This window comes from Crassaminicella thermophila, assembly GCF_008152325.1.
GTDB lineage: Bacteria > Bacillota > Clostridia > Peptostreptococcales > Thermotaleaceae > Crassaminicella_A > Crassaminicella_A thermophila.
The window spans coordinates 2,988,591-3,015,259 of record NZ_CP042243.1 but is presented as its reverse complement, the minus strand read 5'-3'; the positions used below and the strand labels follow the sequence as shown (position 1 = coordinate 3,015,259).

Below are 26,669 nucleotides of genomic sequence, written 5' to 3'. Positions count from 1 at the left end.
TGGCTGGTCTTTATTAAATAAATAGGAAAGGTGATAAAATGGAGTATTTAGGTAGAATTCCACCACATAATATTGATGCAGAACAATCTGTATTAGGGGCTATGATTCTAGATAGAGAAGCTATTGTGTTGGCTACAGAAATGATTCGTGGAGAGGATTTTTATAAAGAAGCACATAGAGAGATTTTTGATGCTGTTTTGGCATTGTATAATAGGGACGAGCCGGTAGATCTTGTGACATTATCTGAAGAGTTAACACAAAGACAGACTCTAGAATCTATAGGAGGAATTACCTACTTAACAAGTTTATCTTCAGCTGTCCCAACTACTACAAATGTTAAATACTATGCGAAGATTGTAGAAGAAAAATCTATTTTGAGGCGATTGATTAAAGCTTCTTCAGAGATATTAGAGAAGGGGTATCAAGCAGAAGAAGAAGTAAATCATATATTGGATTTAGCAGAAAAAAGTATATTTGATATTTCACAAAAAAAATCTCAAGAAGGATTTTCAGCAATTAAAGAAGTTTTATTAGATAGTTTTGATAAAATCGAACAGCTTTATCAAAATAAGGGAGGCATTACAGGATTAACAACAGGGTTTGCAGACATAGATAGGAAGACATCAGGGCTTCAAAAATCAGATTTAATATTGATTGCTGCAAGACCAAGTATGGGAAAAACTGCTTTTTCAATAAACATAGCACAAAATGCAGCTATTAAGGCAGATGCATCTGTTGCAATATTTAGTTTAGAGATGTCAAAAGAGCAGCTTGTACAGCGTATGCTAAGTTCTGAATCACATATAGAAATTCAAAAAATCAGAACAGGGACTTTAAATGAAGATGAATGGCCAAGACTTGCCAAAGCAATGGGACCTTTAGCACAAGCAAAAATATTTATTGACGATACACCAGGGATTTCTGTTATGGAAATGAAGGCAAAGTGTAGAAGGTTAAAAATGGAACAAGGGTTGGATTTAATATTAATCGATTATTTGCAATTAATGTCTGGAGATGGAAAATCAGAAAGCAGACAGCAAGAGATTTCTAACATTTCTCGTTCCTTAAAAGGATTAGCTAGAGAAATGGATTGTCCTGTAGTTGCATTGTCCCAGTTATCCCGTGCACCAGAGTTAAGAGCAGATCATAGGCCTATTTTATCAGATTTAAGAGAATCTGGAGCTATTGAGCAAGATGCAGACCTTGTTATGTTTTTATATAGGGATGAATACTATCATGCTGATAGTGATAAAAAGAATATAGGAGAGGTTATTATTGCAAAACAGCGTAATGGTTCAACAGGAACAGTAGAACTAGCATGGCTTGGACAATTTACTAAGTTTGCAAATCTTGATAAGTTTAGGGAGTAAAAAGGCATCCAATTTGGATGTCTTATTTTTGAAATTTTACACATTTTTTGATTGCATAAGACATAAAAATCATTAGAATAGTTTATAGAGTTGTGATTTTTATCACAGATCTATAGGGGTGAGGGATATGCATAAAAAGGTTACTGTAAGAAAACTGATTAGAGAAGATGTTGATAAAATGCAGAGTTGGGCGATGCATGAAGATCCTTTATATTTTCATTATAATTTTCCAAAATTAAACGAAGAACAAAAGGATAAGTGGTATAAAATAAAAACAACAAAATTTAGGAAAAAAAGTTTCGCTATAGAAAATGATGAAGGAGAAATAGTTGGGTATCTTTCTATTCGAAATATAAAATGGATAAAAAGAGAAAGTGAATTAGGTATTGTTCTTGATGCAAAGCATATGAATAAAGGATATGGGACAGAAGCATTAATACTATTCTTAGATTATTATTTTCAGACTTTAAAAATGAAATCTATTATATTAAGGACAGCAAAGTATAATAAAAGAGCTATTAGGTGTTATACAAATTGTGGATTTAAAGTTATAAAAGAGTGTATGGATGAGTTTGAGGATCAATATGCAGAAATATTTTATAATCCTAAATATAATTATTTAAGAGAGTTATTTACAATTGTGGATGGCAAAAAAATGACAGAATATCTACATATGCGTCTAACAAAAGATGAATTTTATGAAAAAACTAACAGCTTATCCACAGAAATATACGTATAAGTGGATTAAAACTGTTGATATGTGGATAAAAATAAAAAGAAGGTTTGTTTTAATAAAAAAAGTGGTATAATGTTAAATGAGTCATTATAAAATATGAAAAGGAGGATGTAAGAATGGCTAAGATAACAAAGGACATGATCATAGCAGATGTATTACAAATGGATAGAGGACTAGCACCGATCTTTATGAGACACGGATTAACTTGTTTAGGATGTCCAGCTTCTGCAATGGAAACTATTGCGGATGTATCAGTAGTACATGGAATGGATCCAGATGCTTTAGTGAAAGACTTAAATGAATATCTTGAAAATAAAGAGAAGTAAAGAGCCACTTAAATCTTTTTACACCTTCTATTATGGAAGGTGTTTTATTATTTATAGTTATTGCAAATAATTTATAGAGAATAAATTTAAAATTATCTACCGAATAAAAACGCAGGAATATATATAAATATTCGTATTTTATTGACTTAAAATTGTTGTTCTGATACTATAAAATGTGTATGTTCGGAGAATGATGATTAAAATAAATATATTAAATCAATAGATAAAGGTAGGTGGCTTTTATGTCAACAGTTGTAGTTGTTGGTGCCCAATGGGGAGATGAAGGGAAAGGAAAGGTAATAGATTATCTAGCAGGAGAATCAGATGTAGTTGTAAGAGCACAGGGAGGAAATAATGCAGGACATACTGTTGTTGTTGGAGATAAAAAATATGCACTTCGTTTAATTCCTTCAGGAATTCTTTATTCTGATACAATAAACATAATAGGAAATGGTGTAGTATTTGATCCAGAAGGATTTTTAAAGGAAATAGACAAAATAGAGGCACAAGGAGTTTGTACAGATAATATAAAAATTAGTGATAGAGCCCATGTAATATTACCATACCATAAGGTGATTGATGCCTTAGCAGAAGAGGCTCGTGGAGGAGAAAAGATTGGTACTACAAAAAATGGTATAGGGCCTTGTTATATGGATAAAGTAGAAAGATCAGGAATCAGAATTTGTGATCTTATGGACAAAGATGTATTTATAGAAAAAGTATCTAAGCAGATAGATAAAAAGAATGAAATAATCGAGAAAATCTATGGTGGAGAAAAGTTAAACAAAGAAGAAATAATATCTACCTATTTAGAATATGCAGAAAGAATAAAAAAATATGTAGATGACACAACTGTTCTATTATATGATTCTATAAAAGAAGGTAAGAAAGTATTATTTGAAGGAGCACAAGGAGCTTTACTTGATATAGATTTAGGAACATATCCTTATGTAACTAGTTCTCATCCAACGGCAGGAGGGTTTCCAGTAGGAGCAGGAATAGGTCCGAATATGATTGAGGAAGTAGTTGGTGTGGTGAAAGCTTATACTACAAGAGTTGGAAAAGGACCATTCGTTACAGAACAGGATAATGAAATAGGAGATAAAATTAGAGTAGCAGGAAATGAGTTTGGAACAGTAACAGGAAGACCAAGAAGATGTGGTTGGTTTGATGCAGTGATGGTAAAATATGCTTCAAGAATAAATGGAGTAACATCTTTATCAATTATGCTATTAGATGTATTAACAGGACTTGAAGAATTAAAAATTTGTATAGGATACAAGTTAGGGGATAAAGTTATTGAACATTTCCCAGCAAGTCTTGAAATGCTAGGAAAATGTGAGCCTGTATATGAAACGTTAGAGGGATGGACAGAAGATATAACAGGATGCACTTCTTATGAAGAGCTTCCTAAAAATGCTCAAAAGTATCTAGAAAGAATTGAAGAATTAGTAGGAGCACCAATCAAAATTGTATCTGTTGGGCCAAAGAGAAGTCAAACTATTGTAAGAGAGAATATTTTCAAATAAAAAAGATATGAGCAATTGCTCATATCTTTTTTTTGGAGCTAGTGAAGGGAATCGAACCCCCAACCGGCTGATTACGATTCAGCTGCTCTACCATTGAGCCACACTAGCAAAATATTTTGTAATAAATGGAATATAATGTATATTTTCATATTACAAAAATATTTTTTGCATGTCAATGGTTTTATAAAAAATAAAAAAGAAGCATAAGAATCCTTATCTTACACCCCTTTTTCTTTGATGGAGCTGGCGAAGGGAATCGAACCCCCAACCTGCTGATTACAAGTCAGCTGCTCTACCGTTGAGCCACACCAGCAAAATATGGTGACCCATCCGCGGCTCGAACGCGGGACACCTTGATTAAAAGTCAAGTGCTCTACCAACTGAGCTAATGGGTCAAATTTTGTCGATCACAGTTATATATAATACAGTATAACTAGAAAAATGTCAACAAAAAAATCAAAAAAATTTAATATAAAAGAGGCATTTTGCCTCTTTAGGAATTTATATTATTTCTCCCATCTTAAATCCTTTCCATAAAAGTTTAGGATCGTAAATTTGCCAAAAATTCTAGAAAAAACTCTATCACTATATGTGTTTGCAATTTCAATAGGAGATAGATTGGTTGAAATAATCATTTTTTTGTTTTGGATTAATCTGCTATTTAGGATGTTAAAAAGCTCTGTATTTGTAAAGGTATTTGTAAGCTCTGTACCTAGGTCATCTATGATTAATAGATCACTATCAAATAAAAGCTGATAGCTTGTCTTTATATTAGCTGTTTTTTCTTTATTAAACTTATGATTTTCTAAGATCTCTAAAATTTTAAAAGCAGTTTGATAGACAACTATTTTTCCCTTATCAAGTAATGCTTTTGCAATACAATTACATAAAAAAGTTTTGCCAAGTCCTGTTGTCCCATAAAATAAAAGGTTTTCATCTGGATTTGTATCAAAGTTTATTACAAAGCCTTCACAAACACTTAAAATATGCTGCATATTTTGTCTAGGTGTCAAATCTTCATTTTCAAATGGTTCATCTGAAAATAGTTCCATATTAAAACTTTGAAAGTTCTCTTTTTCCAATACTTTATCTAGATTGGACATAGAATAAGCTCTATTAATTAGTTTTTGCTTAAAACAGCTACACTTTTTACCGTTTTCTGTAAAGCCTGTATCTTTACAATCCTTACATTGATAATTTATTTGCAGATAATTAATAGGAATGTTGTTTTCTGTAAGCAAAATTGCTTTTTCCTGTTTGAGCTGATCCATCCTTTCATGAATTGTCGCTACTGCTTCTTCATAATGGGTTGGATTTTCTAAGATAGCTTTTGCAATTAGTATACCTGTTTTTGAGATTTCTTTATCAATTTCTTCTATTCTTGGGATTTTATTATATACTTCTACTTTTCTTTGATTTAGTTTTTTTTGTTCGAAGTCTCTGACTTTTTCATATTCTAAAAGAATTTCTTTTATAAACTTGTCATACAAGTTTGACACCTACCTTATTTATTTTTCTTTAATAACTTTTCTAATTCGTCTTTTGAGTATCTTGATGTTCTTTGCTCAAAATTATGGAATTTATTAAAGGTGCGTTTGGTTTGTTTATTTATTATAGTAGTTTTATTGTTTTTTGTATTCTCAATCTCTTGTACTGATTGGATATTATTCTTTTTCCAATTTGTTAATATACCATTGATATAATCAAGATCAATTTTATTTTTTTTAATAGAATATTCACATGCCTTCAAAATGATATCGATAGAAAATTTCCATTCATCTATCCATTTATCGATAATTTTTTTTGTTGGTTCTGGAATTTCATTTGTATTCATACCTAAAAATCTGCATATTTTTCTATACTGTGCATATCTTATATCGGTTTTTTCTAAGTATGCATCTAATTTATCCATATCTGTAATACCATTATCATACCAACTCCTAATAACTGCACCAATATATTTTAGATTTTTAGTATTTCTTTGCTCTATACAATACATAAAAGCACGAACGACAAGATCTGTATCTATATTATAGTTGTAAACCCAATCGAGTACTTTCTTTTTTTCATTAGGATGTAGAGGTCTTTTATAGATTTGGTCAATGTGATAAAACATTTCTTTAAATTCAGGAACTTTATTTGCTTCAACCAAATCAGATGGGGAACAGTAGTATGGTTTTGAAGAATTTTCATCATTTTCTGAAACATTTACAGGTTTGAAATTATTATTAATATATAGCTGTTTTAAATTTAAAAATTCGACTGTATATTGAAACTTATCATCTTCTGATAAAAAATGTTTCTTAATAATCCCCTTTTGTTCCCAAAAATCCCATGCATCTAATACATCAGATAATGGTATGTTTAAATGCTTTGCAATAGTTTGATTACTAACGGAAAGGGATATATCTTTGTCATTTGCATATTTGTAGCCTAACAGATACACCTTTACATATGTTCCGTTAGCCATAGGCATAAAATCATTTATAAAAATATTTTCTATAGGTGTATCACCTAAATCAAAGTCTGCTGTTTGCTTGATAAAATGCAATACTTTCCCCTCCCATTTTTAATTTTGCTCTTATATTATACCACAAGTAATACTTTAAGTTTAGAAGGGCTTAAAACTATGCATATATTGGAAAATACAGGTCATATAGATATATAAGCACATATTTTAAGAATGGAGGTAAATGTTTTGATCAAAATTCGTTATGGCCGTAAATTAATATTATTAACAATGATTAGTTGTATTTTACTACTATCAGCAGTAGGGGCAAAATTAAAGATGTTTCAAACAGTAATAACGACATTTTATGGAGAAAAATTACTAAATACAAAACAGATAAATAAATACACAATTATTGCAGATTTTGATCCAGTAGAAAGAATATTAACAGGAGATGAGAATGTAACATATACAAATAATTCGAGCATTACTTTTAATGCTTTATATTTTCATCTTTATCCTAATGCATTTAAAAGCGAAGAAACAGCCCCTTTTGAAAAAGGTGAAATGCAGTTGGCTTATCCAAATGGATTTGAGCCGGGATATATAAGGATTAATTCAATACAAAATAATAGAGAAGCATTAAATTATGTGATTATGGGAATGGGAGACAATATTTTAAAAGTATATTTAAATAAGCCATTAGAGCCAGGAAAAAAAATATCACTTAATATAGATTTTTCTGTAAAGATTCCACCATCTTGCGGAAGATTTGGATATGGAGAGAATACAATTAATATTGCAAATTGGTATCCTATTCTTGCAGTGTTTGATCATAAAGGTTGGAATTTAGAACCTTATTATGCGATTGGAGACCCATTTTATAGTGACATAGCAAATTATAGAGTAGAAATTTCAATGCCAAAGGAATATATTCTTGCTCATTCTGGAAATTGTATAAAAAAAGAAAGTATAGATGGAAAAATAAGATGGACATTAGAAGCAAATAAAGTAAGAGATTTTGCTATTGTTGCTAGTGATAAATTTAAAGTTATAGATGATGAAATAGATGGAATAAAAATTTACTCTTACTATTTTGAGGATAAGTTTGGAGATATAGCACTTGATACGGCAAAGGATGCTATAAAAATATTTAATCAACTTTATGGAGAATATCCTTATAAACAATTTTCTGTAGCTGCTTCAGATTTCTTTGTTGGAGGAATGGAATATCCGAACTTGGTTTTTATAGATCAATCATTATACAGGGAAGAGACTAAAAAAATATTAGAATATGTAATTGCACATGAAACAGCACACCAATGGTGGTATGGAATCGTAGGAAATGATCAAGTAGATGAAGCTTGGCTTGATGAAGGGTTAACAGAATATTCAACATTACTGTATTATGAAAAAAAATATGGTGCTAAAAAGAGAGACGAAATTTATAAAGATTTTATTTTGAAATATTACCATGCCTATACAAATACGCAGCAAAATAAAAACAGTGCAACGTATAGAAGCATAAACCAATTTAAAGATGCTCAAGAATATCAAGTTCTTGTTTATTATAGAGGAGCTATGTTTATTAAAGATTTGAGAGAAAAATTGGGTGATGAACTGTTTTTTAAGATCTTGAAAGTATATTTTGATAAATATAAGTATAAAAATGCCAATACAGAAAACTTTATAGAGGTATGTGAGCAAATATCCAATCAAAAATTAAGAGAGAATTTTAGGAAATGGATAAGGTATGAAAAGGAATAATAACCAAAATTATACACAAAATAATAAAAATAGGTTTAATTGGAAATTTGGTATAGATGTTGCTAGATTGTTAGAGTATGATATAATAATAAAATAGGGTTATTATGGGAAACTTGTGAGAAAATGAATCCAAAGAAAAAAGAAAGGAAACCTCAAAAGATGAAAATAGAAGAAATCCCTATATATATTAAGAATATTATCATTAAATATTATACTAAATTAAATAAAAATGGAAGAGGAAAAATATATATAGCATCTATTGTAATATTAGCAGCTTTATTTATATTTGCTTATAGTTATAATGGGGCATATACTGTTAAAATAGATGGAAAAGTAGTCGGGGTTGTAAGAAAAAAAGATGATTTTATAAAAATAGTCGAAAAAATACAAAAAAGATTACATAATACTTATAATACAGCTGTTGTATTTAATGAAAATATTGTTTATGAAAAAACAAAAGCAAAAGAAGAGGAATTGACAAAAAAAGAAGAAATAGAAAAAAGACTAAAGCAATTTATGGATTTTAAGGTAAAAGCTTATGGGATTAAGGCAGATGATAAAATAATTACTGCATTACCTAAAAAGGCAGATGCAGAAAAGGTGCTAGAAGAAATAAAAAATATTTATATAGATAAAGAGAAAAAATTTGAGAAGATTTATTTTGTTGAAGATGTAGCAGTAGATGAAGCAGAAGTAGGAATTAGTGATTTAAAGGATGTTAAAGAGGCGGTAAAGCTTATTTTAAAAGGAACAGAAGAGGAAAAAATACATGAGGTACAAAAAGGAGAAAGCTTTTGGACAATTGCTAGAAAATATAAATTGACAGTGGATGACTTAATAAAAGCAAATCCAGATATAAATCCAGAAAGATTACAAATAAATCAAAAGATTAGCCTCATTGTACCAAAACCCCTATTAACAGTTGCAACAGTTGAGAAGTTAAAATACGAAGAAAAAATTCCTTATGAAATAGAATTTGAAGAAACAAAAGTTTTATATAAAGGAGAAAAAAAGATAAAAATAAAAGGTAAAGATGGAAAAAGAGAGGTATTAGCTGAAGTTGTCAGACACAATGGTATAGAATTTTCCAAAACAATCCTAGAAGAAAATATTGTTCAAAATCCTAGAAAGCAAGTAGTATTAAAAGGAACAAAAAACCCTCCACCTAAAATTGGAACAGGGAAACTTGCCAATCCAACAAGGGGAAGGCTTTCTTCAAGGTTTGGTTTAAGATGGGGAAGAAAACATACGGGAATTGATATTGCTGCACCAATAGGAACTCCAGTAAAAGCAGCAGATGGAGGAAAGGTAATTTTCTCAGGCTATAAGAGTGGATATGGAAAATGTATCATTATTGATCATGGAGCTAATACACAGACTTATTATGCTCATAATAGCAAACTATTAGTATCAAAGGGACAGCGTGTATATAAAGGACAGAAAATTGCTGAGGTTGGAAATACAGGTAGAAGTACAGGACCTCACCTGCATTTTGAAGTAAGAAAAAATGGAGTACCTGTGAATCCGTTAAAATATGTAAAATATTAAATCCTAGCTTATAAGCTAGGATTTTTGTTTATAGAAACAAAAGAAGAAGAGGTAATAAACTAGGGTCTAAAAGATTGAATAGAAAAGATAAACCATTTTCAGGTCTTCTAGGTCTTTGAGGTGGTATAGGTGATTCTGTATTATGTTCATCAGGTAAAGGAGCTTCTTCATTATCTAAATCTAGTGCTCCTCTTATATTCAAAATACCAGCCCCTTCTGCATATCTACTGTCTCCAATATTTATAGCAGTGTTAGAAAGTTTTGATTTTATTTGTGATGGAGAAAGATTTGGATCTTTTTGATAAAGTAAGGCTGCTGTTCCTGAAACCATAGGGGTAGCCATAGAAGTACCAGAATGACTTACATAAGAACTATGGCCTTTATTAGAAAGGGAAACAATATCTACTCCAGGAGCTACAATATCAGGTTTAGTAATACCGCTAATGGTAGGTCCACGGCTTGAAAAATCAGCTACAAAGTCATCTTCATAAGATGTTGTACGGTTATCATCTGCAGCGCCAACAGTGATGACAGATGGGCTGTTTCCAGGACTCATAATAGAGCGAGGATTTGGACCATTATTTCCTGCAGCGGTTATTACTGTTAAACCATTTTTTACTGCTTCAGCGGCACCTTTAGCTAAGGGATCTTCTCGATAGGTTGTATCTGCTGGAGAACCTAATGACATATTTACAACTTTTATATTGTATTTATCTTTGTTATCAATAACCCACTGAAGACCAGCAAGTATATCAGAAGTAGATCCACTTCCTGTTTCATCTAAAACTTTAACACCAATAATATTTGCCTTTGGTGCAATCCCCTTATATTTTATATTGGCATATCCATTTCCAGCAGCGATTCCTGCTACATGGGTTCCATGTCCATCATCATCATATGGGTATGTTTTGTTGTTTACAAAGTCTTTAAAAGCTATAATTCTATTAATTGGTTTTACTAAATCATCATGAGGATATACTCCTGTATCTATTATAGCAATACCTACTCCCTCTCCTGTATAACCTACATCATGTACAAAATGTCCAGCAACAGCTAATGATGCGTTATCCATACATTTAAATACCTTTGCATCATGATTTATAAACTGAACCATATGCTCAGCTGCAATATGATCAATTGCTTTTGCGGGTATTTCTGCTGCAATAGCATTAATAAGAGGAATGTGATACTTTATTTTTCCTCCAGCATCAAGAATACAATCACGGATATTATCACAAGTTCCATTACTGTATACAATTGTTGAGATATATTCTTTTGTTCCTGCTGACATTCTTGCTATTACTACAGGATGAACAAATTGGGCTCTAATTCTCCTTATATTCATCTTCATCATTCTCACTCCATATAATCTATTTTCACTATCAATGTATGCGTAAGAAGGAAGATGTGTTCGAAAAAAGGGAATGTATATTATTACCAGTGAAGTTTACATAATGTTATGATATAATGTTAATGTGTCTCCTCGTTTACATACTCTTAGAAAAGGGAGGGGATACACATGAGAAGAGTATTTAATAAAAAAAGAAATATTTTAGTTTTGTTATTAATTTTTATTATGTTTACTGGAATATTTTATTTTAATGATGTAAAGGTTCATGTTTATCCTCTATTGAGAAAGATACAGCATGAACTTATCCTTTACAAAACAAAAGATTATAAAGTAAGAGAAACAGAACATTTTTTAATAAGGTATAATATAGAAGATGAAGAAACCATAAATCTTGTTGAGAAAGCTTCTGAACAATACTATCAACAAGTTTGTGATATGTTTCATTACTATCCAAAAGATAAAACTACAGTTATTGTTTATAATGATCCTAGTGAGCTTATGAAAAATGCATCCCTTAAGCAAGAAAAACCGCCAATGGGTGTATACTTTGCTTCAACCATTCAAATATTATCTCCTAAGCTGTGGATTCCTCAGAATGAAGATATAGAGGATATATTTATGAATGAAGGACCTATGGTTCATGAATTTACACATTTACTAGTAGATGATTTGGCTAAGGGGAATTATCCATTGTGGTTTACTGAAGGGCTTGCTCTTTATCAAGAATATGCTCAAACAGGATATGAATGGGGAAAAGATTTATCATTTGAAGGAAAGCCTTATACAGTTAAACAACTTACTGAAGAATTTATGAATCTTGATGAAATGCTTGCGTATAAAAGATCTTTTGAGCTTGTAAAAGATATTGTAGATACGCAAGGATTTGAGCATTTAAATGAACTTCTAAAGGATTTAGGAAAAGGAAAAGATTACAGGAACTACTTATATAAGTAGTTCCTGAGCTTGTTGGCAAAGTTATATTTATCAATGAATTGAAAAATAATGCTCATAAACAAAGCTTTAGAGAAAACTAAGCTTCATAATTTCAAAAAATCCTAATGCACCTAATCAAGACATCCTGTCTTGTAGGCTACTGGCTTAGCGTCCATGCTAAGCCTATGGATTTTTCTGAAATCCTTCATCAATTTTTCTTTACTAAAGCTTTGCAATTATTCGCTTTTATTTTTTATTTATAATAATTATGTTTTGTCTACAGTCTGAGTTCCTGTAATATATAGTATAGGAAAATATGCTTGTTTATGTGATATAATAAAAAAAGAAACATGAACATAATAATGGGGGAAAGATATATGGGTAGAAAAGTATTAGTAGTAGATGATGAAAGATCAATTTCAGATATTTTGAAGTTTAACTTAGAAAGAGAAGGTTATGAAGTAAGCGTAGCTTCTGATGGAGAAGAAGCTATACATAAGACATATCAAGTTGAACCAGATTTGATTTTACTAGATATTATGCTACCCAAAATGGATGGATTTCAGGTATGTAAAAAAATAAGAGAGAATTTTAATATGCCGATCCTCATGCTTACAGCGAAAGAAGAAGAGGTAGATAAGGTATTAGGATTAGAACTTGGAGCAGATGATTATATTACAAAGCCTTTTAGTATAAGGGAACTTTTAGCAAGAGTAAAAGCAAATATTAGAAGAGTTGGAACAAATAGTACAAGTGATAAGAGCAATATTATTATTTCTGGAGAATTAAGCATAGACTTAAACAAGTATGAAGTGAAAAAAAGCGAAAAAGTGATAGAGTTAACTCTAAGAGAGTTCGAGCTTTTGAAATATTTGGCAACAAAAGAAAATCAAGTTTTTACAAGGGAGCAGTTATTAGAAGAAGTATGGGGCTATGAATATTATGGAGATATAAGAACTGTGGATGTAACTGTAAGAAGATTAAGAGAAAAGATAGAAGATCATTCAAGCAATCCAAAATATATTCTAACAAAAAGAGGAGTAGGCTACTACTTCAGGAGGGCATAGTATGTTTAAAAGTATAAGGTGGAAATTTATTACCATATACTTCTTGCCTGTGTATATTGCCATGCTCATTATAGGTGTATTTATTATTCAAGAGTTTCAACAGTATCATTTAGATACAGTGAGTGAGAATCTTACAAACTTAGGTAGGAGAGAAGGGCTCATTCAAACCATCGTAAGATTTAAAGATCTTAATGAAAGTAAGCAAGAGATTCAAAAAAATATTGATCAATGGCCTACAGGATTGAAAGAAGAAATATTTGTTGTAAATAGGGATTTTAAAATTATTGCAAGAAGCAAAAATAGTGGGACAAATGATAATGCAATAGAAGTATTAGATTATGAACTTTTAATAGATGCACGAAATGGACATATAGGAGAAAAAGATATTATTATAAATACGCGTCAGGGACGTCAAATTACAACAAAAAATATGGCTTTTCCTATACAAAATGAAGGAGAAGCTGTAAAAGGAATTTTATATATTAGGGCAGATTTATCAGATATATACAAAACTTTAGATAAATCAAAATGGATACTTACAAAAGCTACTTTTTTGGCACTTGCTATAACAGTAATTTTAGGCTATTTAATAGCAAGAAGTATTACAGAACCAATTATTGATGTTACTGTAAAAGCTGCTAAGATGGCAAAGGGAGATTTTAATCAGTTTGTTGAAGTAAAATCTGATGATGAGATTGGCCAATTGGCTGAAATGTTCAATTATGCAAGGGAGAAATTAAATATAACCCTTTCAGAGATTTCTAGTGAAAAAAGTAAGCTAGAAACAATTTTAAGCTATATGGCAGACGGATTGATTGCCGTTAATAATGAAGGGAAAATTATCCATGCAAATCCAACAGCGATGCGTATGCTAGATTTATCACAAGAAGATATAAAAAATAAGCCCTATGACAATATAATAGGAGTTTTCAATGAAAGATTAAAAATTGAGTTTATTGAAGAAAACTCTAAAGATTGGATTGGAAGTGAAATTATTCGCTTTAAAGATTGCATATTCCATGCAAATTATGCGCCTTTTAAGGATGAAAAAGGTGAAAAAGCAGGAATAGTTATGGTTATACAAGATATTACTGAAAGACAAAAGCTAGATAATATGAGAAAAGAATTTGTTGCTAATGTATCTCATGAATTAAAAACGCCTCTTACAAGTATAAAAAGCTATACAGAAACATTGCTTGATGGGGCTTTAGATGATAAAGAGATTACAAAACATTTTTTAGGAGTAGTAAAAAGTGAAGCAGATAGGATGGATAGGTTGGTTCGTGATTTACTTCAGCTTTCTAGATTAGATTATAAAAGAGAGCATTGGAATAAAAAAGAAACAAATATTGTGAAGCTTACTGAAGATTCTGTTTTAAAAATGCGTATTAATGCAAAAAATAAAAACCAAACACTAAGTTTCAAAGGAGAAGAAAGGGTTATATGCTTTATAGACCCTGATAAGATAGAACAAGTTATTATCAATATATTAAGCAATGCTATCAAATATACACCAGAAAATGGAGAAATAAAGGTTTTAGTAGAAAAAGATGAATTTAGAGGAATTATTCGTATTATTGATAATGGAATGGGTATACCAGAAAAAGACATTCCAAGATTGTTTGAAAGATTTTATCGTGTGGATAAGGCTCGATCTAGAGAATTAGGGGGAACTGGATTAGGCCTTTCCATTGCTCAACAGATTGTAAAAGCACATGAAGGAGAAATCAATATAAAGAGCAAAGAAGGAGAAGGTACAGAGGTTATTATTAAATTGCCATTGAAAGAAAAAGAGGTGTAAAGGTATCTTAAAATGGGTGTAATACGTTTGTAACAATAATGCGATATAATGTGTGTGTTATAAAGGATTAGTATATAAACTGGGAGGAATTATTATGAAAAGAAGTATCATTACTAGCGCATTAGTTCTAGTAATATTAGGGGCTTCGGCAACAACAGGTTATGCAGCCTATAAGCCATTCCCAAGTTATATATATTCTATAAATGCCAATAAGGATCCAATAGAAATAATTAGCCCAAAAGGGGATATTATTGTCCAAGATAGCTTGTTAATTTCTGTACAAGTGAGAGATGACGTATCTGTTTCATTAAGTGTTTATAAAGAAGATACAGAGGAAACAGAAGATACATTAATATTTGGACCAGAAAAAGTAGACAAAGGAGAAAGTCTTAAGTTTTATAATAAACAATTAAAAGATTTATCACCAGGCAAATATAGAATGGAGTTTGATATAAAGGATAAAGATGGAAATGAAGAGGAGCCCATTATAAAGTACTTTACTGTAAAGAATAAAGAAGATGAAATGAATGAGTCTCTAGAGCGTATACCTAAGACGAAAGTTACAAACATATTGAATAAAATCATAGAACAACTTGGAAATTAGGGTGTGTTTCTATGAAAAGATTTAACAAGGAAAATTTTAAAACTCTTTTACTTACAATGCTTTTTATATTAAGTATAGCTTTAAACCAGCAACTATGGGAACGTATTTCTTTAGCTCAAATTATGCCTTCTGTAGGGCAATTAGAAACGATTGAAGTAAAAAGGAATACAAATATAAATTATAATATTTCTGATATTTTAAGCCCCCAAAGTTTTCGTATTAACTTTGGGGGTGGTCTGCATACGGTCCTCTATTCAGATACTTATGGCATATGGAAAGAAACCCTTAAAAATCTTAAAGATGGATATTTTGAGAAAGATGTTTTAATAGAGGAAATTGATAAAGAAAAGTGGTTAGAAGCAAATAATTTTCGATCTATTGAAATGAGATTTGGATATAATATGCCAATAGATTTATTAAGAGAGATGGTAGAAGGAAAAAAAGAAGGTATTTATGGGAAAGTAGATACAATAGATCGTATTTTAATTTCTCTAATGGGTGATAGGCATATTTATATAGCAAATCATAAAGAAGGAAAATATTATATGATTCAGTCTATGAAAGAAGAAAACAATTTTTATAAAATTGTAAGGACTATTGAAGAAAGTAGATACGATGCTTATTATGCTCTTTCTGATATATATGGAGTACAAAATAATGAATTAATGCCTATTGATTTAGATGATAATATACATCAAATACAGGTTGTAAGGGAGATTGATCCAACGAATGATGGGCAAGTAGAAGCTTTTGCAGGAACTTTTTTTGGAGAGAATCTTGATTTTATAAGAAAAATTATAGAAACAAGTGGGTCTGTCATATATATGTATGGATATGGACAAAAGGCATTAAAAATAGATGATTTAGGAGTACTTCAGTATATAGAAAAAATAGATAAAGAGGAAGCTTCAAAAAATATAAAGTTTGAAGAGGCTATCAAAATTGCACTTGCATTTATAAGCGAACATGGAAGCTGGGGAAATATAGATGCTTATTTAAGAGAAGTTAAGCCTATTGAAAGAGATAATAAAAAAGGATATGCTTTTTTATTTGGGTATAGATTAAATGGTTTTTCTGTATACTGCAGCGATGAAAATAAAAGGATGGATACACCTATTAAAGTAGAGGTATTAGGAAATCAGGTGATCTATTACAAAAGATTTTTAAAGAGAGAAAAAATTGCTATAAAGTTTTTAGAAAACAAAGAGGATAAGGTTATTTTACCAGCATCGCAAGTATTAGATAAGAATTTTGAAGTTATAAAAAATGATTATTTAAATAATAGACCAGAAACTTTGAATATTGAGGAAGAAAAAATTGCAGAAGAGGTATTATCAACTATTCAAGGGATTGAAATTGGATATTATGACCAGCCTATGAATAAACAAAATTATTTAATTCCTATATGGATTATAAAAACAGATAAGATTACCTACTACTTTAATGCTTATGATGGTAAAATTATAAACTACTCTGCAATATAATGGATGGTGAATATTTTGGATTGGGGAAAGTCAAAAAATATTCTTATAATTGCTTTTATTATTACCAATATATTTTTAATTTACAATATAGAAAAGGATATATTTAAAAACAATAGTGCCTCTATTGTAAAAGAAAAGAACATAAAAGATGTTATTCGTATTTTAGAAGAAAAAAATATAAAAGTAGAGGCAGAAGTGCCTACAACTGTTCTAGAATTACCAGTACTTAATGTAGAATATGAAACATATGATGAAGAAAAGCTAGTGGATATCTTTGGAAAAGAAAAAAATGATAAAATCCATAAATCTGTTATAAATAATAAAATTATTCGATATGAAAATTATGATGAAAAACCTTATATTCAAAAATTAGACAAAAATAAGGCACGTCGTGAAGCAGAACTTTTTATAAGGAAATATGGATTTATGACAAAGGATGTAATATACTGGGACACAATAAAAGAAGCAGATCAGTATATTATTATGTTTAAACAAAATTATAAAGGGAGTTTTTTGGAGCAAAGCTATATGAATGTAGTTGTGAATAAATCTGGTGTTAAAAAATTTGAAAGAATGTGGTTAAAACCAATAAAAGAATATGACAACAAAAAGGAAATTATTCCAGCTACAAAAGCTTTGCTAAAGTGTATAAATAGCATTGATACAGAAGATGGAGAAGTCATTATTAAAGGGATAGACTTAGGATATTGGTTTGATCCATCACATATTAGCTTAACAAATTCAGACAATATAAAATCTGGTACTGCAATTCCTGCATGGAGAGTTATTTTAAATAATGGACAAATAAAATTTATTCCTGGTTATGAAAATTATTAGATGAAGAGTGGAAGATATTAGTAAAATCTTCTGCTTTTTCTTTGTTGTTGTCTATAAATGTAATTATTTTCTTAAATCTAAGCACTTATCAAATAATATCATTAATGATATAATGAAATGAGGTTTTATTGTATAACGTGATTTTATATTTCATTTTGAAGTTATTAAAATAGATGTAAAGTTATTCTGAAAGGTTGGAAATAACATATGAGTAAACTTTTGATAGAAGGTGGACATAAGTTAAAGGGAAAAGTAAATATTAGCGGATTTAAAAATGCTGCAGTGGCTATTATTCCTGCATCGATTTTAGCAGGAGATATGTGTGTTATAGAAAATTTACCTAGCATTGAAGATATACATGTATTAAAAGAAATATTAGAGTACATAGGTGCAGAGGTAGAATTAAACCAAGAAAAGAAGATGATGAAGGTAAATTCAAGTAGTATCGAAGAATGTTTTGCACCTTACGAGTTGGCAAAGAGGCTTAGAGCTTCATATTACTTATTAGGAGCAGCCCTTGGGAGATTTAAAAAAGCAAGAGTTGCTTTTCCAGGAGGATGTGATATTGGGACAAGGCCTATTGATCAGCATATAAAAGGTTTTGAAGCATTAGGTGCAAAGGTAAAAATAGATCATGGTATAATTCATGTTGAAGCGGAAGAATTAAAGGGTGCAGAAATTTATTTAGATGTTGTCAGTGTAGGCGCAACGATTAATATTATGATGGCAGCTTGTAGAGCAAAGGGAAAAACCATAATAGAAAATGCTGCAAAAGAGCCGCATATTGTAGATGTGGCAAATTTTTTAAATGCTATGGGAGCAGATATTCGAGGTGCAGGAACAGATGTTATAAAAATTAATGGTGTGGAAGAAATGAAAGGATGCACTTATAGTGTAATTCCTGATCAAATAGAAGCAGGAACATTTATGATTATGGCTGCTGGAACAGGTGGGGATGTAATAATTGACAATGTTATCCCGAAACATTTAGATCCTATTACAGCAAAGTTGAGAGAAATGGGAGTAGAAATTCAAGAATATGGAGAATCATTAAGAGTTGTAAGCAATAACAAATTTAAGAATGTAAATATAAAGACTTTGGTATATCCAGGATTTCCTACAGATTTACAACAACCTATATCTGCGCTTTTATCCCAAGCAGAAGGAACAAGTATTATTACAGAAACCATATATGAAGGTAGATTTAAACATGTAGATGAATTAAAAAGAATGGGTGCAAAGATAAAAGTTGAAGGGAATGTAGCCATTATTCAAGGAGTAGATCGGTTATCTGGAGCAAAAGTTTCTGCTACAGATTTAAGAGCAGGAGCAGCCTTAGTTATTGCAGGACTTATGGCAGAAGGAGTTACGGAAATAGATAATGTTCATTATATAGATAGGGGTTATGAAGCAATAGAAGAAAAGCTTTTAAGCTTAGGAGCAAAGATTAAAAGAGTAAAATAGGTAGGTAATATGCCTACCTTTTCCTTTTTTGTTAAATAAGATATAATATTGAAGAATACGAAACTAGGAGGAAAATAATGGGACTGACATTCTGTTCTTTGGCAAGTGGTAGCAGTGGAAATTGTCAATATATTTCGAGTGATACAGGTAGTTTATTAGTAGATGCAGGATTATCAGGAAAAAGGATTCAACAAGCAATGGAAGTTATTGGAAAAGAAATGGAAAAGATATGTGGTATTTTGATTACTCATGAACATAATGATCATATTAAGGGTGTTGGTATTTTATCAAGACGTTTTAATATTCCTATATATGCAAATAATAATACTTGGAAAGAGATAAAAGATAAAATAGGAAAAGTAGATGAAGAGAATATAAGATATTTTAAAACAGGAGAAGAATTCTATATAGAAGATATAAAAATAAAACCTTATAGCATATCCCATGATGCTGTTGAACCTGTAGGATTTTCTTTTTATCATGATGATGCAAAGATAAGTATTGCAACAGATTTAGGATATGCAGATGAAACCGTAAGAAAAGAAATACAAGGATCTGATTTATTAATACTTGAATCTAATCATGATGTAGAAATGCTTAAAATGGGAAGGTATCCTTGGTATTTAAAGAAAAGAGTTATGGGGAATTATGGACATCTTTCAAATGAAGCTGCAGGAGAAGTGATTGCAGAAATGATGGAAGGAAATAATCCTATTACCCATGTTTTACTTGGACATTTAAGCAAAGAAAATAATTTTCCTGAATTAGCTTTTGAAACTGTAAAAAATGTATTAGCTTCGAGAAAAATAAAAGTAGGATTAGATATTAATATAGATTTGACTTATAGAGATCAAGTAAGCAATATATATAATATTAAAAAATAAAAATTGTAAATGTTGGAAGGGAGGGGGAGAGATGAGTTTTTATAATAAAGATTCTCAAAAAAGAACCTCTTTTTTCACAATTATAATTGTTGCAATAATATCTGCTATCGTAGGAGGAATAATAACGACAGTAATTGCACCAACCTATTTATATGGCAAATATATTCCCTACCCAGATATATATAGAAAAAATATATCACAAGATATAGAAATTATTACAAAAGGGAAAGATATAAATGTAATACCAGAAGTGGTAAAAAAGGCTATACCTTCTGTAGTAGGGATTAAAACAACTACATTTGAAAGAGATTTTTTCTTTGGAGTAAGAAGAGGACAGGGAGTTGGAACGGGTGTAATTGTAGATAATAAGGGATATATTCTTACTAATTCCCATGTAGTAGATGAAAAAAGAGCAGAAGATGTAAGAGTACTTCTTTATGATGGAAGAGAATTAAAAGCAGATGTTTTATGGAATGATCCTTTTTTGGATTTAGCAATATTAAAGATTAAAGCACAAGACTTATCAGTAGCATGTTTGGGAGATTCAGATAAACTAGAGGTTGGACAGCTGGCTATAGCTATTGGAAATCCATTAGGACTTGCTTTTGAAAGAACGGTGACATCTGGTATTATAAGCGGACTAGAAAGAAGTATTGAAATTAGCCAATTCGAAAGTATAGAAGGACTTATACAAACAGATGCATCTATAAATCCAGGGAATAGTGGAGGACCACTTTTAAACTCAGAAGGTGAAGTTGTTGGAATAAATACAGTAAAAATTAAAACAGGAGAAGGATTAGGTTTTGCTATTCCTATTAACATTGCAAAGCCAATTGTAGATGAATTTATTAAAAAAGGTGAATTTAGAAAAGTATATTTAGGTATAAGAGGAATGAATGTAAGGGAGTATATGATGGACTATGGATACGATTTAGGAGTAGATGAAGGTATATTTGTTTATCAAGTATTGCCAAATTCACCTGTATACAAAGCAGGAATGCAGGATAAAGATGTAATCATTTCTATAGATAATAAACCGGTAGATTCAATGATAAGCCTTGTAAGACGGTTATACAAATACAGACCAGGAGATAAAATACAAGTAGAAGTATTAAGAGGTAGCAATAAGATAAAATTAAAAGTTATTTTAGAAGCTATGCCAAATGGAAAGTAAGCAAGACAATATGATAAAATAAAAACAAAACTGGTTTGGAGTGAAAAATATGTATGTCGTATGTCCGGAGCATCTTTCAGAAGCAATAGATGAATTTGTAGAGGTTTATGAACAGCCTCCAGATATTTATGAATTAGATAAAGTTTCTTTTACTGATTGGATTAGCCCCCATACTTGTGATTTTTGTGAAGCACCGCCAAAATATTTAGTGGTATAATAGACGAGGAAATCCTCGTCTATTTTTTTGAGGAGGTATGAAATATGAATATTACTATTATTGGTGTTGGTAAGATAAAAGAAAAATACTTGGTAAGTGCTATCAATGAATATAAGAAGAGATTAAGCAGATATTGTAAATTAAATATTGTAGAAGTATCAGATGAAAAAGCGCCAGAAAATTTAAGCGATAAGGAAATGGATAATATAAAGAAAGTAGAAGGGGAAAAAATATTTAAACATATAAAAGAAGGAATGTATGTTATTGCACTAGATATAAAAGGAAAGATGCTATCATCAGAGGCTTTTGCAGACAAATTACAAAGATTAGGAGTACAAGGAAACAGCAACATAGCTTTTATTATTGGAGGATCTTTAGGCTTATCAAAAGAAATACTAAAAAGAGCAGATTTTAAGCTGTCATTTTCACCTATGACATTCCCTCATCAGCTAATGAGAGTCATACTATTAGAGCAAACTTATAGGGGGTTTAGAATCATGAAGGGTGAACCGTACCATAAGTAACGGCGGGTTTTTGACTAAACTGTTGAAAATAAGCCATTTATAGAACCCTATATGATAATGAAATTTATGCATTTAAGATAGAGGTATTAGCTAAATATTGAAATACTAACATTTGAATATATTTAGGTTATGATACGGATAAATACCGTATCATATATAGTATAATAATTGTTAATATTATATTTAAAGTAAAACTAAGCTAAAAAGAATAAGGACTTTTATAGACATAAATTGAAATAAATTTGAAGATAAAGAAGGAATTCTAAAAAGAAGAAGTAGAAATTTTAATATACAAATTTCTACTTCTTTTTCTATTATTTTATATTTATGGTTTTTATATAGATATTCAAAGTATTTTTAAAGAAAAAACAGAGATAATTTTTTAAAATAGAGAATTTAACTACTATGAATATGAAAGAAAAACTTAGAATTAAGAAAATGTTCTCTATACTATAATATAAATATTTGTAAAATTATTTTATATTACCATTTTCAAAAACAAAACTAGATAAAAGCATATTTTGTAAAGTATTAAACTATTATATTCAGCAAGTCTTTGTTCGCTATAGGAGTGAAAAAATGCACTTTATTACATATATAGATAGATTGAAAAAAGAATATATAGAGGATAATCATGTAATTGATGGAGAAGGATTTCATTTTTATAAACAAATAGAGCTAGTTGGAATCACTATAACTAATAGAATAATTTGTTTAAAAAAACAGTATTCATATATATTATTACATACTGTATCTGGTATAAAGATTTATTTAGATGATTTTGATATAGTTTCCATACTTGCCTACTTAATACGTGAGCAAAAAGAGACTGGGAAAACAATTATAAACTCTATGTATGGATTATTAAAAGGGGAAAAAAATCCATTTTCATTTAAAATTGAAGACGAAATATTTACTATTAACGGGTTACCAATTATTAAAAGTAATTTATTAATAAATACGAAAGCAGATGTTGAAATATCTATAAAGGAATTTATTATCATTCTTAATTTAATACTAGCAAAAGAAAAAATCAGTAGTAAAAAAAATGCAATTGAGAATATAATTTGTAAATATATATGTCTTGCCGAATATTATGGAATAAATAATGAAGAGTCAAAAAATATACTTAGTGAATCTAAATTTCCTGTATTTAAGGAAATGAAAGAAAATAAAAATGTTATAGCAAGAGCTGGTGATAAGAAGTTTGTGGTAGATATTAATACATTCATAAAACATAAGGAAATATGATATAATAAAAGTAGAAACCCTAGTACGGCTATTTGCCACCTTAGCTTTTAAGGTTAAAGCAATGACAATTTGTTAAATTTGAATTGACTCCGTCAATATTTTTGATGATGTAATTAAATTTATTGCACAACCGTTTTGGCTCACTGACTCAGCTCGCCAAAAGAACGCACAATAAATTTAATTACATGTCAATAAATTTAATCAAATTTAAGTAGGGTTTCTTTTTTTAGTTGGGAAGTGATAAATTGGATAAATATTTATTTAAACAAGTAGAAATTGAAAAGCAATTTATTCTATTTTTTCTATGTGGAACACATTTTAATAGAAATAATAAGAGGGATAAAAGAACTGTTCTAAAGAGATATTTGGAATCAATTGATTCAAGAAATAGAGCAATAATTTTAGAGGAAAACTTTATTTTTAGAGAAAAATCAACAAAAAAATATTTAGCATATGATGAGATATTTTTAAAAAATTTATTTGATGTAGAATTATTAGCATCATTATTAGCTGATAAAATATTTATTATTCATGAAAGCATATCGACTGCAGCAGAGCTAGGACTCTTTGCATCAAATGAAGAAATAACAAAAAAAATCTGTCTATTAGTACCAGACAAATACAACGTAGAAGAAAAAAAGCTTTCAAAATTCATTGAACTTGCTTTTTTAAAAAGAAAGCCTTCTATACATACTATATATTACTATCCAATAGTGAAAGAGAATAAAATATCACTGACTAAAAGCGATTATCATACGTATTTTTATAATGATAAAATTGGAAAAAATTTAAGTAATAATATTAAGAGATTTATTGATAATGACTCAAACAAGACAGTTGATTTACATATAAAAGAATCAAAGTTTAATGGACATATTAAGGATTATTTAACTTATCATGTTAATAAAAAAAATAAAAAAATAAATATTTATTTACCTATAGAGGTTATAAAAAGTCAAATAATTTCTCTTTTTAACATTAAGGAATTTACAAGAAAACTAAGAAGTATAGATAATATTAAAGATGTAGTTAATGAAGTTCAAAAACTATATGAAGATATACTAAGCAATACTATTGGAGAATTAAAGGGACTAATTATTGATGAATACAAATTATATTATAATGTTATAAATGAAAGTCAACCTAAATTGAGACTTAGACAAACGATAGGATATATTTTGTATATTTTACAAGCTATGGATATGATTGAATTACCATCAGTGGGTGAAAAACTTACTATAAAAACTAGTTTTAAGTTGTTATATCAAGAGTATGAAAAATGTATAGAAAAGAGCAAATTAAAAGAATTCTCTTTTCTAGGAAGGTAAATGCTATGGATGAAAAATTATTTCAAATAAAATATATACCTAAGAAGAATGCTTTTCGAAAGATTGTAACCTATCGAGAAGATAATAATATTAGAGTTATGCATGAAAAAATTACTTCATTTATTGTAAAAAATACTTTACCATCTAAATTTTCTAAAGCTTATATTAAAAATAGGTCTATTGTTACAAATGCAAAAGCTCATATGTATAACGATATTTTTTTGATGATGGATATACAACGATTTTTCTCTAATATTAATCATAATAAACTTATAAATGTACTTTATTATGAGCTAAATAAAAAAGAAAATATTATAAGTAAGGTTGATTGTACAAAAATTGTTGATTATTGTTCAGTTGGTAATAAAGGACTGCCTATTGGATTTGTTACTTCACCTGTATTATCAAATTTATATTTAAAGGAATTTGATAATATTTTATATGGAAAACTTAAAAAATATAATTTAGAGAATGTAATATATACAAGATATGCTGATGATTTAACTATTTCTTTTAAAAAGAATAGTAGTTATGCAAATGATATTATTGTTAATATTCAAAATACAATTGCGAATTTGTTAAAGAGATATAGTCTGAAAATAAACGAGAGAAAAACTAAAATAATAGATTTGAATAAGTCAAATCATGTACGAATTACAGGCATAAATATTATCAAAGATGACAACAATTTTAGAAGATTGAGTGTAGGAAAAAAAAGAAAAAATGAATTGTATTGGAGTGCCATTAATTATTTTTTAACTGATAAAGATAATAGGAATGATGCTGAATTAGATAAAATAAAAGGAATGCAATCTTTTATTCTATCTGTAGAGAAAACTGGATATGAAAATTCGTTTTCTAAAGCTATGAAATCTAAAATTAATGAGCTAGGATATAATTCTCTGAAAGAGCTAATAGATAAACTAGAATAGCTATTGCAGAGATAAAATTTTACAGAAGTGTTAAAATAGAGTATACATAGCTAGGGATACTAATAGAGATGAAAAGAAGGTAAATCATAAGCAATATAGATTTTCCTTCTTTTTGTATTTATGGACTTATTATATATTATATAATAATGTTGTATAAAAATGTCAAAGAGGATGGGGAGTAAAGATGGATAAGCTTATATTCAGAAACAAAGAATTTGTTTATTATGAATATACTAATGAGGGTGAGTTTGAAGAAGATGTAGTAGAAAATGTATTTGTCAACTGAAAAATCCCCTAAATACTCATTGAATTTTCCCCTAGCGGAGTTAAAAAATTATTGGCTTTCAAGCCATAATTTTGTCTCTTTTAATCTATAGGAATTGCCATTCATATTCACTATGTATGATTTATGAGTTAGCCTATCAATCATCGCTGCTGTCATCACAGGATCTTTAAATATCTCATCCCATCTTTCAAAAGAAAGATTTGTAGTTATTATTGTTGATTTTCTACCAGCTCTTAACGATAGATAGGTAAAAAGTAGTTCTGAAGCCTCCTTATCAAAAGAGATATAGCCTAATTCATCAGCAATAATTAAATCATATTTCTCAAACCTGTTTTCAAATGCTCGTAGAGTTTTTTCTGATCTACTTTCCTTTAATTGATTTACTAATAAGGGAATAGTTGTAAATAGCACGTTATATCCCGCATTACAAGCTTTTATTCCTAATCCTATAGCCATATGTGTTTTACCTGTTCCAGGGTTACCTGCTAAAATAATATTCTGACCTGTATTAATAAATTCTAAAGATGAAAATATCTTAACTTTCTTTCTAGCATCTTCTGGAAGATCATCTATCATTAAATCCTCAATATATTTCTTATAGGGAAATTTAGCCTTTCTAATCCTACTTTTTCGACCATTTTCTTTTCGTAAATCATATTCTTTTTCAAGCAAATCATATAAAAACTCATCGTATATCTTGTTTTTTATATTTGCTTCAGTAATATCTTCTTTAAAGTATTTTGAAATGTATGGTAGCTTAAGTTCTTTTTGAAAAACAAAGTTATCTTCTTATGGATATCTTTTTTA

The 26,669-nt window shown here is 29.4% G+C and carries 23 protein-coding genes, 3 tRNA genes and 1 pseudogene; 20 read left to right on the top strand and 7 right to left on the bottom strand.

Annotation, left to right across the window (positions count from 1 at the left end; all coding sequences use genetic code 11):
- The first annotated feature begins 38 nt into the window (after nucleotides 1-38).
- From dnaB to FQB35_RS15190, 4 genes are all read left to right on the top strand, one after another.
- Nucleotides 39-1,370, top strand: coding sequence for a replicative DNA helicase (dnaB, locus tag FQB35_RS15205; protein ID WP_148810672.1), 1,332 nt, complete (start codon nucleotides 39-41; stop codon nucleotides 1,368-1,370).
- A 127-nt stretch (nucleotides 1,371-1,497) separates the two neighbouring features.
- Nucleotides 1,498-2,109, top strand: a complete 612-nt coding sequence (locus FQB35_RS15200; protein ID WP_148810671.1) for a GNAT family N-acetyltransferase — start codon at nucleotides 1,498-1,500, stop codon at nucleotides 2,107-2,109.
- Between the two features lie 113 nt (nucleotides 2,110-2,222).
- Complete coding sequence (locus FQB35_RS15195) at nucleotides 2,223-2,432, top strand: DUF1858 domain-containing protein (RefSeq protein WP_148810670.1); 210 nt, start codon at nucleotides 2,223-2,225, stop codon at nucleotides 2,430-2,432.
- A 242-nt stretch (nucleotides 2,433-2,674) separates the two neighbouring features.
- Nucleotides 2,675-3,961: an adenylosuccinate synthase gene (locus FQB35_RS15190; RefSeq protein WP_148810669.1), complete on the top strand. Its 1,287-nt coding sequence runs from the start codon at nucleotides 2,675-2,677 to the stop codon at nucleotides 3,959-3,961.
- Nucleotides 3,962-3,994: 33 nt separating this feature from the next.
- Here the strand turns inward: FQB35_RS15190 and FQB35_RS15185 are convergent.
- From FQB35_RS15185 to FQB35_RS15165, 5 genes are all read right to left on the bottom strand, one after another.
- Nucleotides 3,995-4,069 (bottom strand) — tRNA-Thr (locus FQB35_RS15185).
- Between the two features lie 130 nt (nucleotides 4,070-4,199).
- A tRNA-Thr gene (locus tag FQB35_RS15180) sits at nucleotides 4,200-4,274 on the bottom strand.
- A gap of 6 nt (nucleotides 4,275-4,280) precedes the next feature.
- Nucleotides 4,281-4,356 (bottom strand) — tRNA-Lys (locus FQB35_RS15175).
- 111 nt (nucleotides 4,357-4,467) lie between these two features.
- Nucleotides 4,468-5,451 carry an ATP-binding protein gene (locus FQB35_RS15170; protein WP_148810668.1) on the bottom strand — a complete coding sequence of 328 codons (984 nt, stop codon included), beginning with the start codon at nucleotides 5,449-5,451 and terminating at the stop codon, nucleotides 4,468-4,470.
- Between the two features lie 14 nt (nucleotides 5,452-5,465).
- Nucleotides 5,466-6,512, bottom strand: a complete 1,047-nt coding sequence (locus tag FQB35_RS15165; RefSeq protein WP_148810667.1) for a DnaD domain-containing protein — start codon at nucleotides 6,510-6,512, stop codon at nucleotides 5,466-5,468.
- 147 nt (nucleotides 6,513-6,659) lie between these two features.
- Between FQB35_RS15165 and FQB35_RS15160 the strand changes: the two genes are divergently transcribed.
- Together FQB35_RS15160 and FQB35_RS15155 are read left to right on the top strand one after the other, a co-directional pair.
- Nucleotides 6,660-8,177: a M1 family metallopeptidase gene (locus tag FQB35_RS15160; RefSeq protein ID WP_168198385.1), complete on the top strand. Its 1,518-nt coding sequence runs from the start codon at nucleotides 6,660-6,662 to the stop codon at nucleotides 8,175-8,177.
- A gap of 123 nt (nucleotides 8,178-8,300) precedes the next feature.
- A complete protein-coding gene (locus tag FQB35_RS15155; protein WP_148810665.1) occupies nucleotides 8,301-9,725 on the top strand; it encodes a M23 family metallopeptidase in 1,425 nt (474 codons plus the stop codon).
- Between the two features lie 28 nt (nucleotides 9,726-9,753).
- Here the strand turns inward: FQB35_RS15155 and FQB35_RS15150 are convergent, their stop codons facing one another.
- Nucleotides 9,754-11,076: a S8 family peptidase gene (locus tag FQB35_RS15150; RefSeq protein WP_168198384.1), complete on the bottom strand. Its 1,323-nt coding sequence runs from the start codon at nucleotides 11,074-11,076 to the stop codon at nucleotides 9,754-9,756.
- Between the two features lie 168 nt (nucleotides 11,077-11,244).
- On the opposite strand from FQB35_RS15150, the gene FQB35_RS15145 reads away from it, so the two are divergent.
- The 14 genes from FQB35_RS15145 (at nucleotide 11,245) to FQB35_RS15080 (ending at nucleotide 25,576) form a co-directional block, all read left to right on the top strand.
- Entirely contained in the window at nucleotides 11,245-12,030 is a 786-nt protein-coding gene (locus FQB35_RS15145; RefSeq protein WP_148810663.1) for a peptidase MA family metallohydrolase, read from the top strand.
- Nucleotides 12,031-12,386: 356 nt separating this feature from the next.
- Nucleotides 12,387-13,076, top strand: a complete 690-nt coding sequence (gene yycF / locus FQB35_RS15140; protein ID WP_148810662.1) for a response regulator YycF — start codon at nucleotides 12,387-12,389, stop codon at nucleotides 13,074-13,076.
- Nucleotide 13,077: 1 nt separating this feature from the next.
- Nucleotides 13,078-14,877, top strand: coding sequence for a sensor histidine kinase (locus tag FQB35_RS15135; protein WP_148810661.1), 1,800 nt, complete (start codon nucleotides 13,078-13,080; stop codon nucleotides 14,875-14,877).
- A 94-nt stretch (nucleotides 14,878-14,971) separates the two neighbouring features.
- Nucleotides 14,972-15,481 (top strand): hypothetical protein, encoded by a 510-nt coding sequence (locus tag FQB35_RS15130; RefSeq protein WP_148810660.1) that lies wholly within the window; start codon nucleotides 14,972-14,974, stop codon nucleotides 15,479-15,481.
- A gap of 11 nt (nucleotides 15,482-15,492) precedes the next feature.
- Nucleotides 15,493-16,965 carry a two-component system activity regulator YycH gene (yycH, locus tag FQB35_RS15125; RefSeq protein ID WP_148810659.1) on the top strand — a complete coding sequence of 491 codons (1,473 nt, stop codon included), beginning with the start codon at nucleotides 15,493-15,495 and terminating at the stop codon, nucleotides 16,963-16,965.
- Nucleotides 16,966-16,980: 15 nt separating this feature from the next.
- Nucleotides 16,981-17,802, top strand: coding sequence for a two-component system regulatory protein YycI (gene yycI, locus FQB35_RS15120; protein WP_168198383.1), 822 nt, complete (start codon nucleotides 16,981-16,983; stop codon nucleotides 17,800-17,802).
- 207 nt (nucleotides 17,803-18,009) lie between these two features.
- Entirely contained in the window at nucleotides 18,010-19,266 is a 1,257-nt protein-coding gene (locus tag FQB35_RS15115; protein ID WP_148810657.1) for a UDP-N-acetylglucosamine 1-carboxyvinyltransferase, read from the top strand.
- Nucleotides 19,267-19,343: 77 nt separating this feature from the next.
- Complete coding sequence (locus FQB35_RS15110; protein WP_148810656.1) at nucleotides 19,344-20,150, top strand: MBL fold metallo-hydrolase; 807 nt, start codon at nucleotides 19,344-19,346, stop codon at nucleotides 20,148-20,150.
- Nucleotides 20,151-20,181: 31 nt separating this feature from the next.
- On the top strand, nucleotides 20,182-21,324 hold the full coding sequence (gene htrA, locus FQB35_RS15105; RefSeq protein WP_148810655.1) for a serine protease HtrA: 1,143 nt from the start codon (nucleotides 20,182-20,184) through the stop codon (nucleotides 21,322-21,324).
- Nucleotides 21,325-21,373: 49 nt separating this feature from the next.
- On the top strand, nucleotides 21,374-21,541 hold the full coding sequence (locus FQB35_RS15100; protein WP_148810654.1) for a CxxH/CxxC protein: 168 nt from the start codon (nucleotides 21,374-21,376) through the stop codon (nucleotides 21,539-21,541).
- Nucleotides 21,542-21,585: 44 nt separating this feature from the next.
- Nucleotides 21,586-22,065, top strand: a complete 480-nt coding sequence (gene rlmH, locus FQB35_RS15095; protein WP_148810653.1) for a 23S rRNA (pseudouridine(1915)-N(3))-methyltransferase RlmH — start codon at nucleotides 21,586-21,588, stop codon at nucleotides 22,063-22,065.
- A 579-nt stretch (nucleotides 22,066-22,644) separates the two neighbouring features.
- Complete coding sequence (locus tag FQB35_RS15090; protein WP_148810652.1) at nucleotides 22,645-23,316, top strand: hypothetical protein; 672 nt, start codon at nucleotides 22,645-22,647, stop codon at nucleotides 23,314-23,316.
- 245 nt (nucleotides 23,317-23,561) lie between these two features.
- Entirely contained in the window at nucleotides 23,562-24,644 is a 1,083-nt protein-coding gene (locus FQB35_RS15085; protein WP_148810651.1) for a hypothetical protein, read from the top strand.
- Between the two features lie 5 nt (nucleotides 24,645-24,649).
- A complete protein-coding gene (locus FQB35_RS15080; protein ID WP_168198382.1) occupies nucleotides 24,650-25,576 on the top strand; it encodes a reverse transcriptase domain-containing protein in 927 nt (308 codons plus the stop codon).
- Nucleotides 25,577-25,910: 334 nt separating this feature from the next.
- On the opposite strand, the pseudogene istB reads toward FQB35_RS15080, so the two are convergent.
- Nucleotides 25,911-26,618 (bottom strand): annotated as a pseudogene (gene istB, locus FQB35_RS15075) (IS21-like element helper ATPase IstB); the annotation flags it as partial.
- Nucleotides 26,619-26,669: the final 51 nt, after the last annotated feature.

Bases quoted from the DNA above. Each gene is read 5' to 3' on its own strand.
- dnaB (WP_148810672.1), top strand. From the start codon at position 39: ATGGAGTATTTAGGTAGAATTCCACCACATAATATTGATGCAGAACAA.
- FQB35_RS15200 (WP_148810671.1), top strand. From the start codon at position 1,498: ATGCATAAAAAGGTTACTGTAAGAAAACTGATTAGAGAAGATGTTGAT.
- FQB35_RS15195 (WP_148810670.1), top strand. From the start codon at position 2,223: ATGGCTAAGATAACAAAGGACATGATCATAGCAGATGTATTACAAATG.
- FQB35_RS15190 (WP_148810669.1), top strand. From the start codon at position 2,675: ATGTCAACAGTTGTAGTTGTTGGTGCCCAATGGGGAGATGAAGGGAAA.
- FQB35_RS15155 (WP_148810665.1), top strand. From the start codon at position 8,301: ATGAATCCAAAGAAAAAAGAAAGGAAACCTCAAAAGATGAAAATAGAA.
- FQB35_RS15150 (WP_168198384.1), bottom strand. From the start codon at position 11,076: ATGAAGATGAATATAAGGAGAATTAGAGCCCAATTTGTTCATCCTGTA.
- FQB35_RS15145 (WP_148810663.1), top strand. From the start codon at position 11,245: ATGAGAAGAGTATTTAATAAAAAAAGAAATATTTTAGTTTTGTTATTA.
- yycF (WP_148810662.1), top strand. From the start codon at position 12,387: ATGGGTAGAAAAGTATTAGTAGTAGATGATGAAAGATCAATTTCAGAT.
- FQB35_RS15135 (WP_148810661.1), top strand. From the start codon at position 13,078: ATGTTTAAAAGTATAAGGTGGAAATTTATTACCATATACTTCTTGCCT.
- FQB35_RS15130 (WP_148810660.1), top strand. From the start codon at position 14,972: ATGAAAAGAAGTATCATTACTAGCGCATTAGTTCTAGTAATATTAGGG.
- yycH (WP_148810659.1), top strand. From the start codon at position 15,493: ATGAAAAGATTTAACAAGGAAAATTTTAAAACTCTTTTACTTACAATG.
- FQB35_RS15115 (WP_148810657.1), top strand. From the start codon at position 18,010: ATGAGTAAACTTTTGATAGAAGGTGGACATAAGTTAAAGGGAAAAGTA.
- FQB35_RS15110 (WP_148810656.1), top strand. From the start codon at position 19,344: ATGGGACTGACATTCTGTTCTTTGGCAAGTGGTAGCAGTGGAAATTGT.
- htrA (WP_148810655.1), top strand. From the start codon at position 20,182: ATGAGTTTTTATAATAAAGATTCTCAAAAAAGAACCTCTTTTTTCACA.
- FQB35_RS15100 (WP_148810654.1), top strand. From the start codon at position 21,374: ATGTATGTCGTATGTCCGGAGCATCTTTCAGAAGCAATAGATGAATTT.
- rlmH (WP_148810653.1), top strand. From the start codon at position 21,586: ATGAATATTACTATTATTGGTGTTGGTAAGATAAAAGAAAAATACTTG.
- FQB35_RS15090 (WP_148810652.1), top strand. From the start codon at position 22,645: ATGCACTTTATTACATATATAGATAGATTGAAAAAAGAATATATAGAG.
- FQB35_RS15080 (WP_168198382.1), top strand. From the start codon at position 24,650: ATGGATGAAAAATTATTTCAAATAAAATATATACCTAAGAAGAATGCT.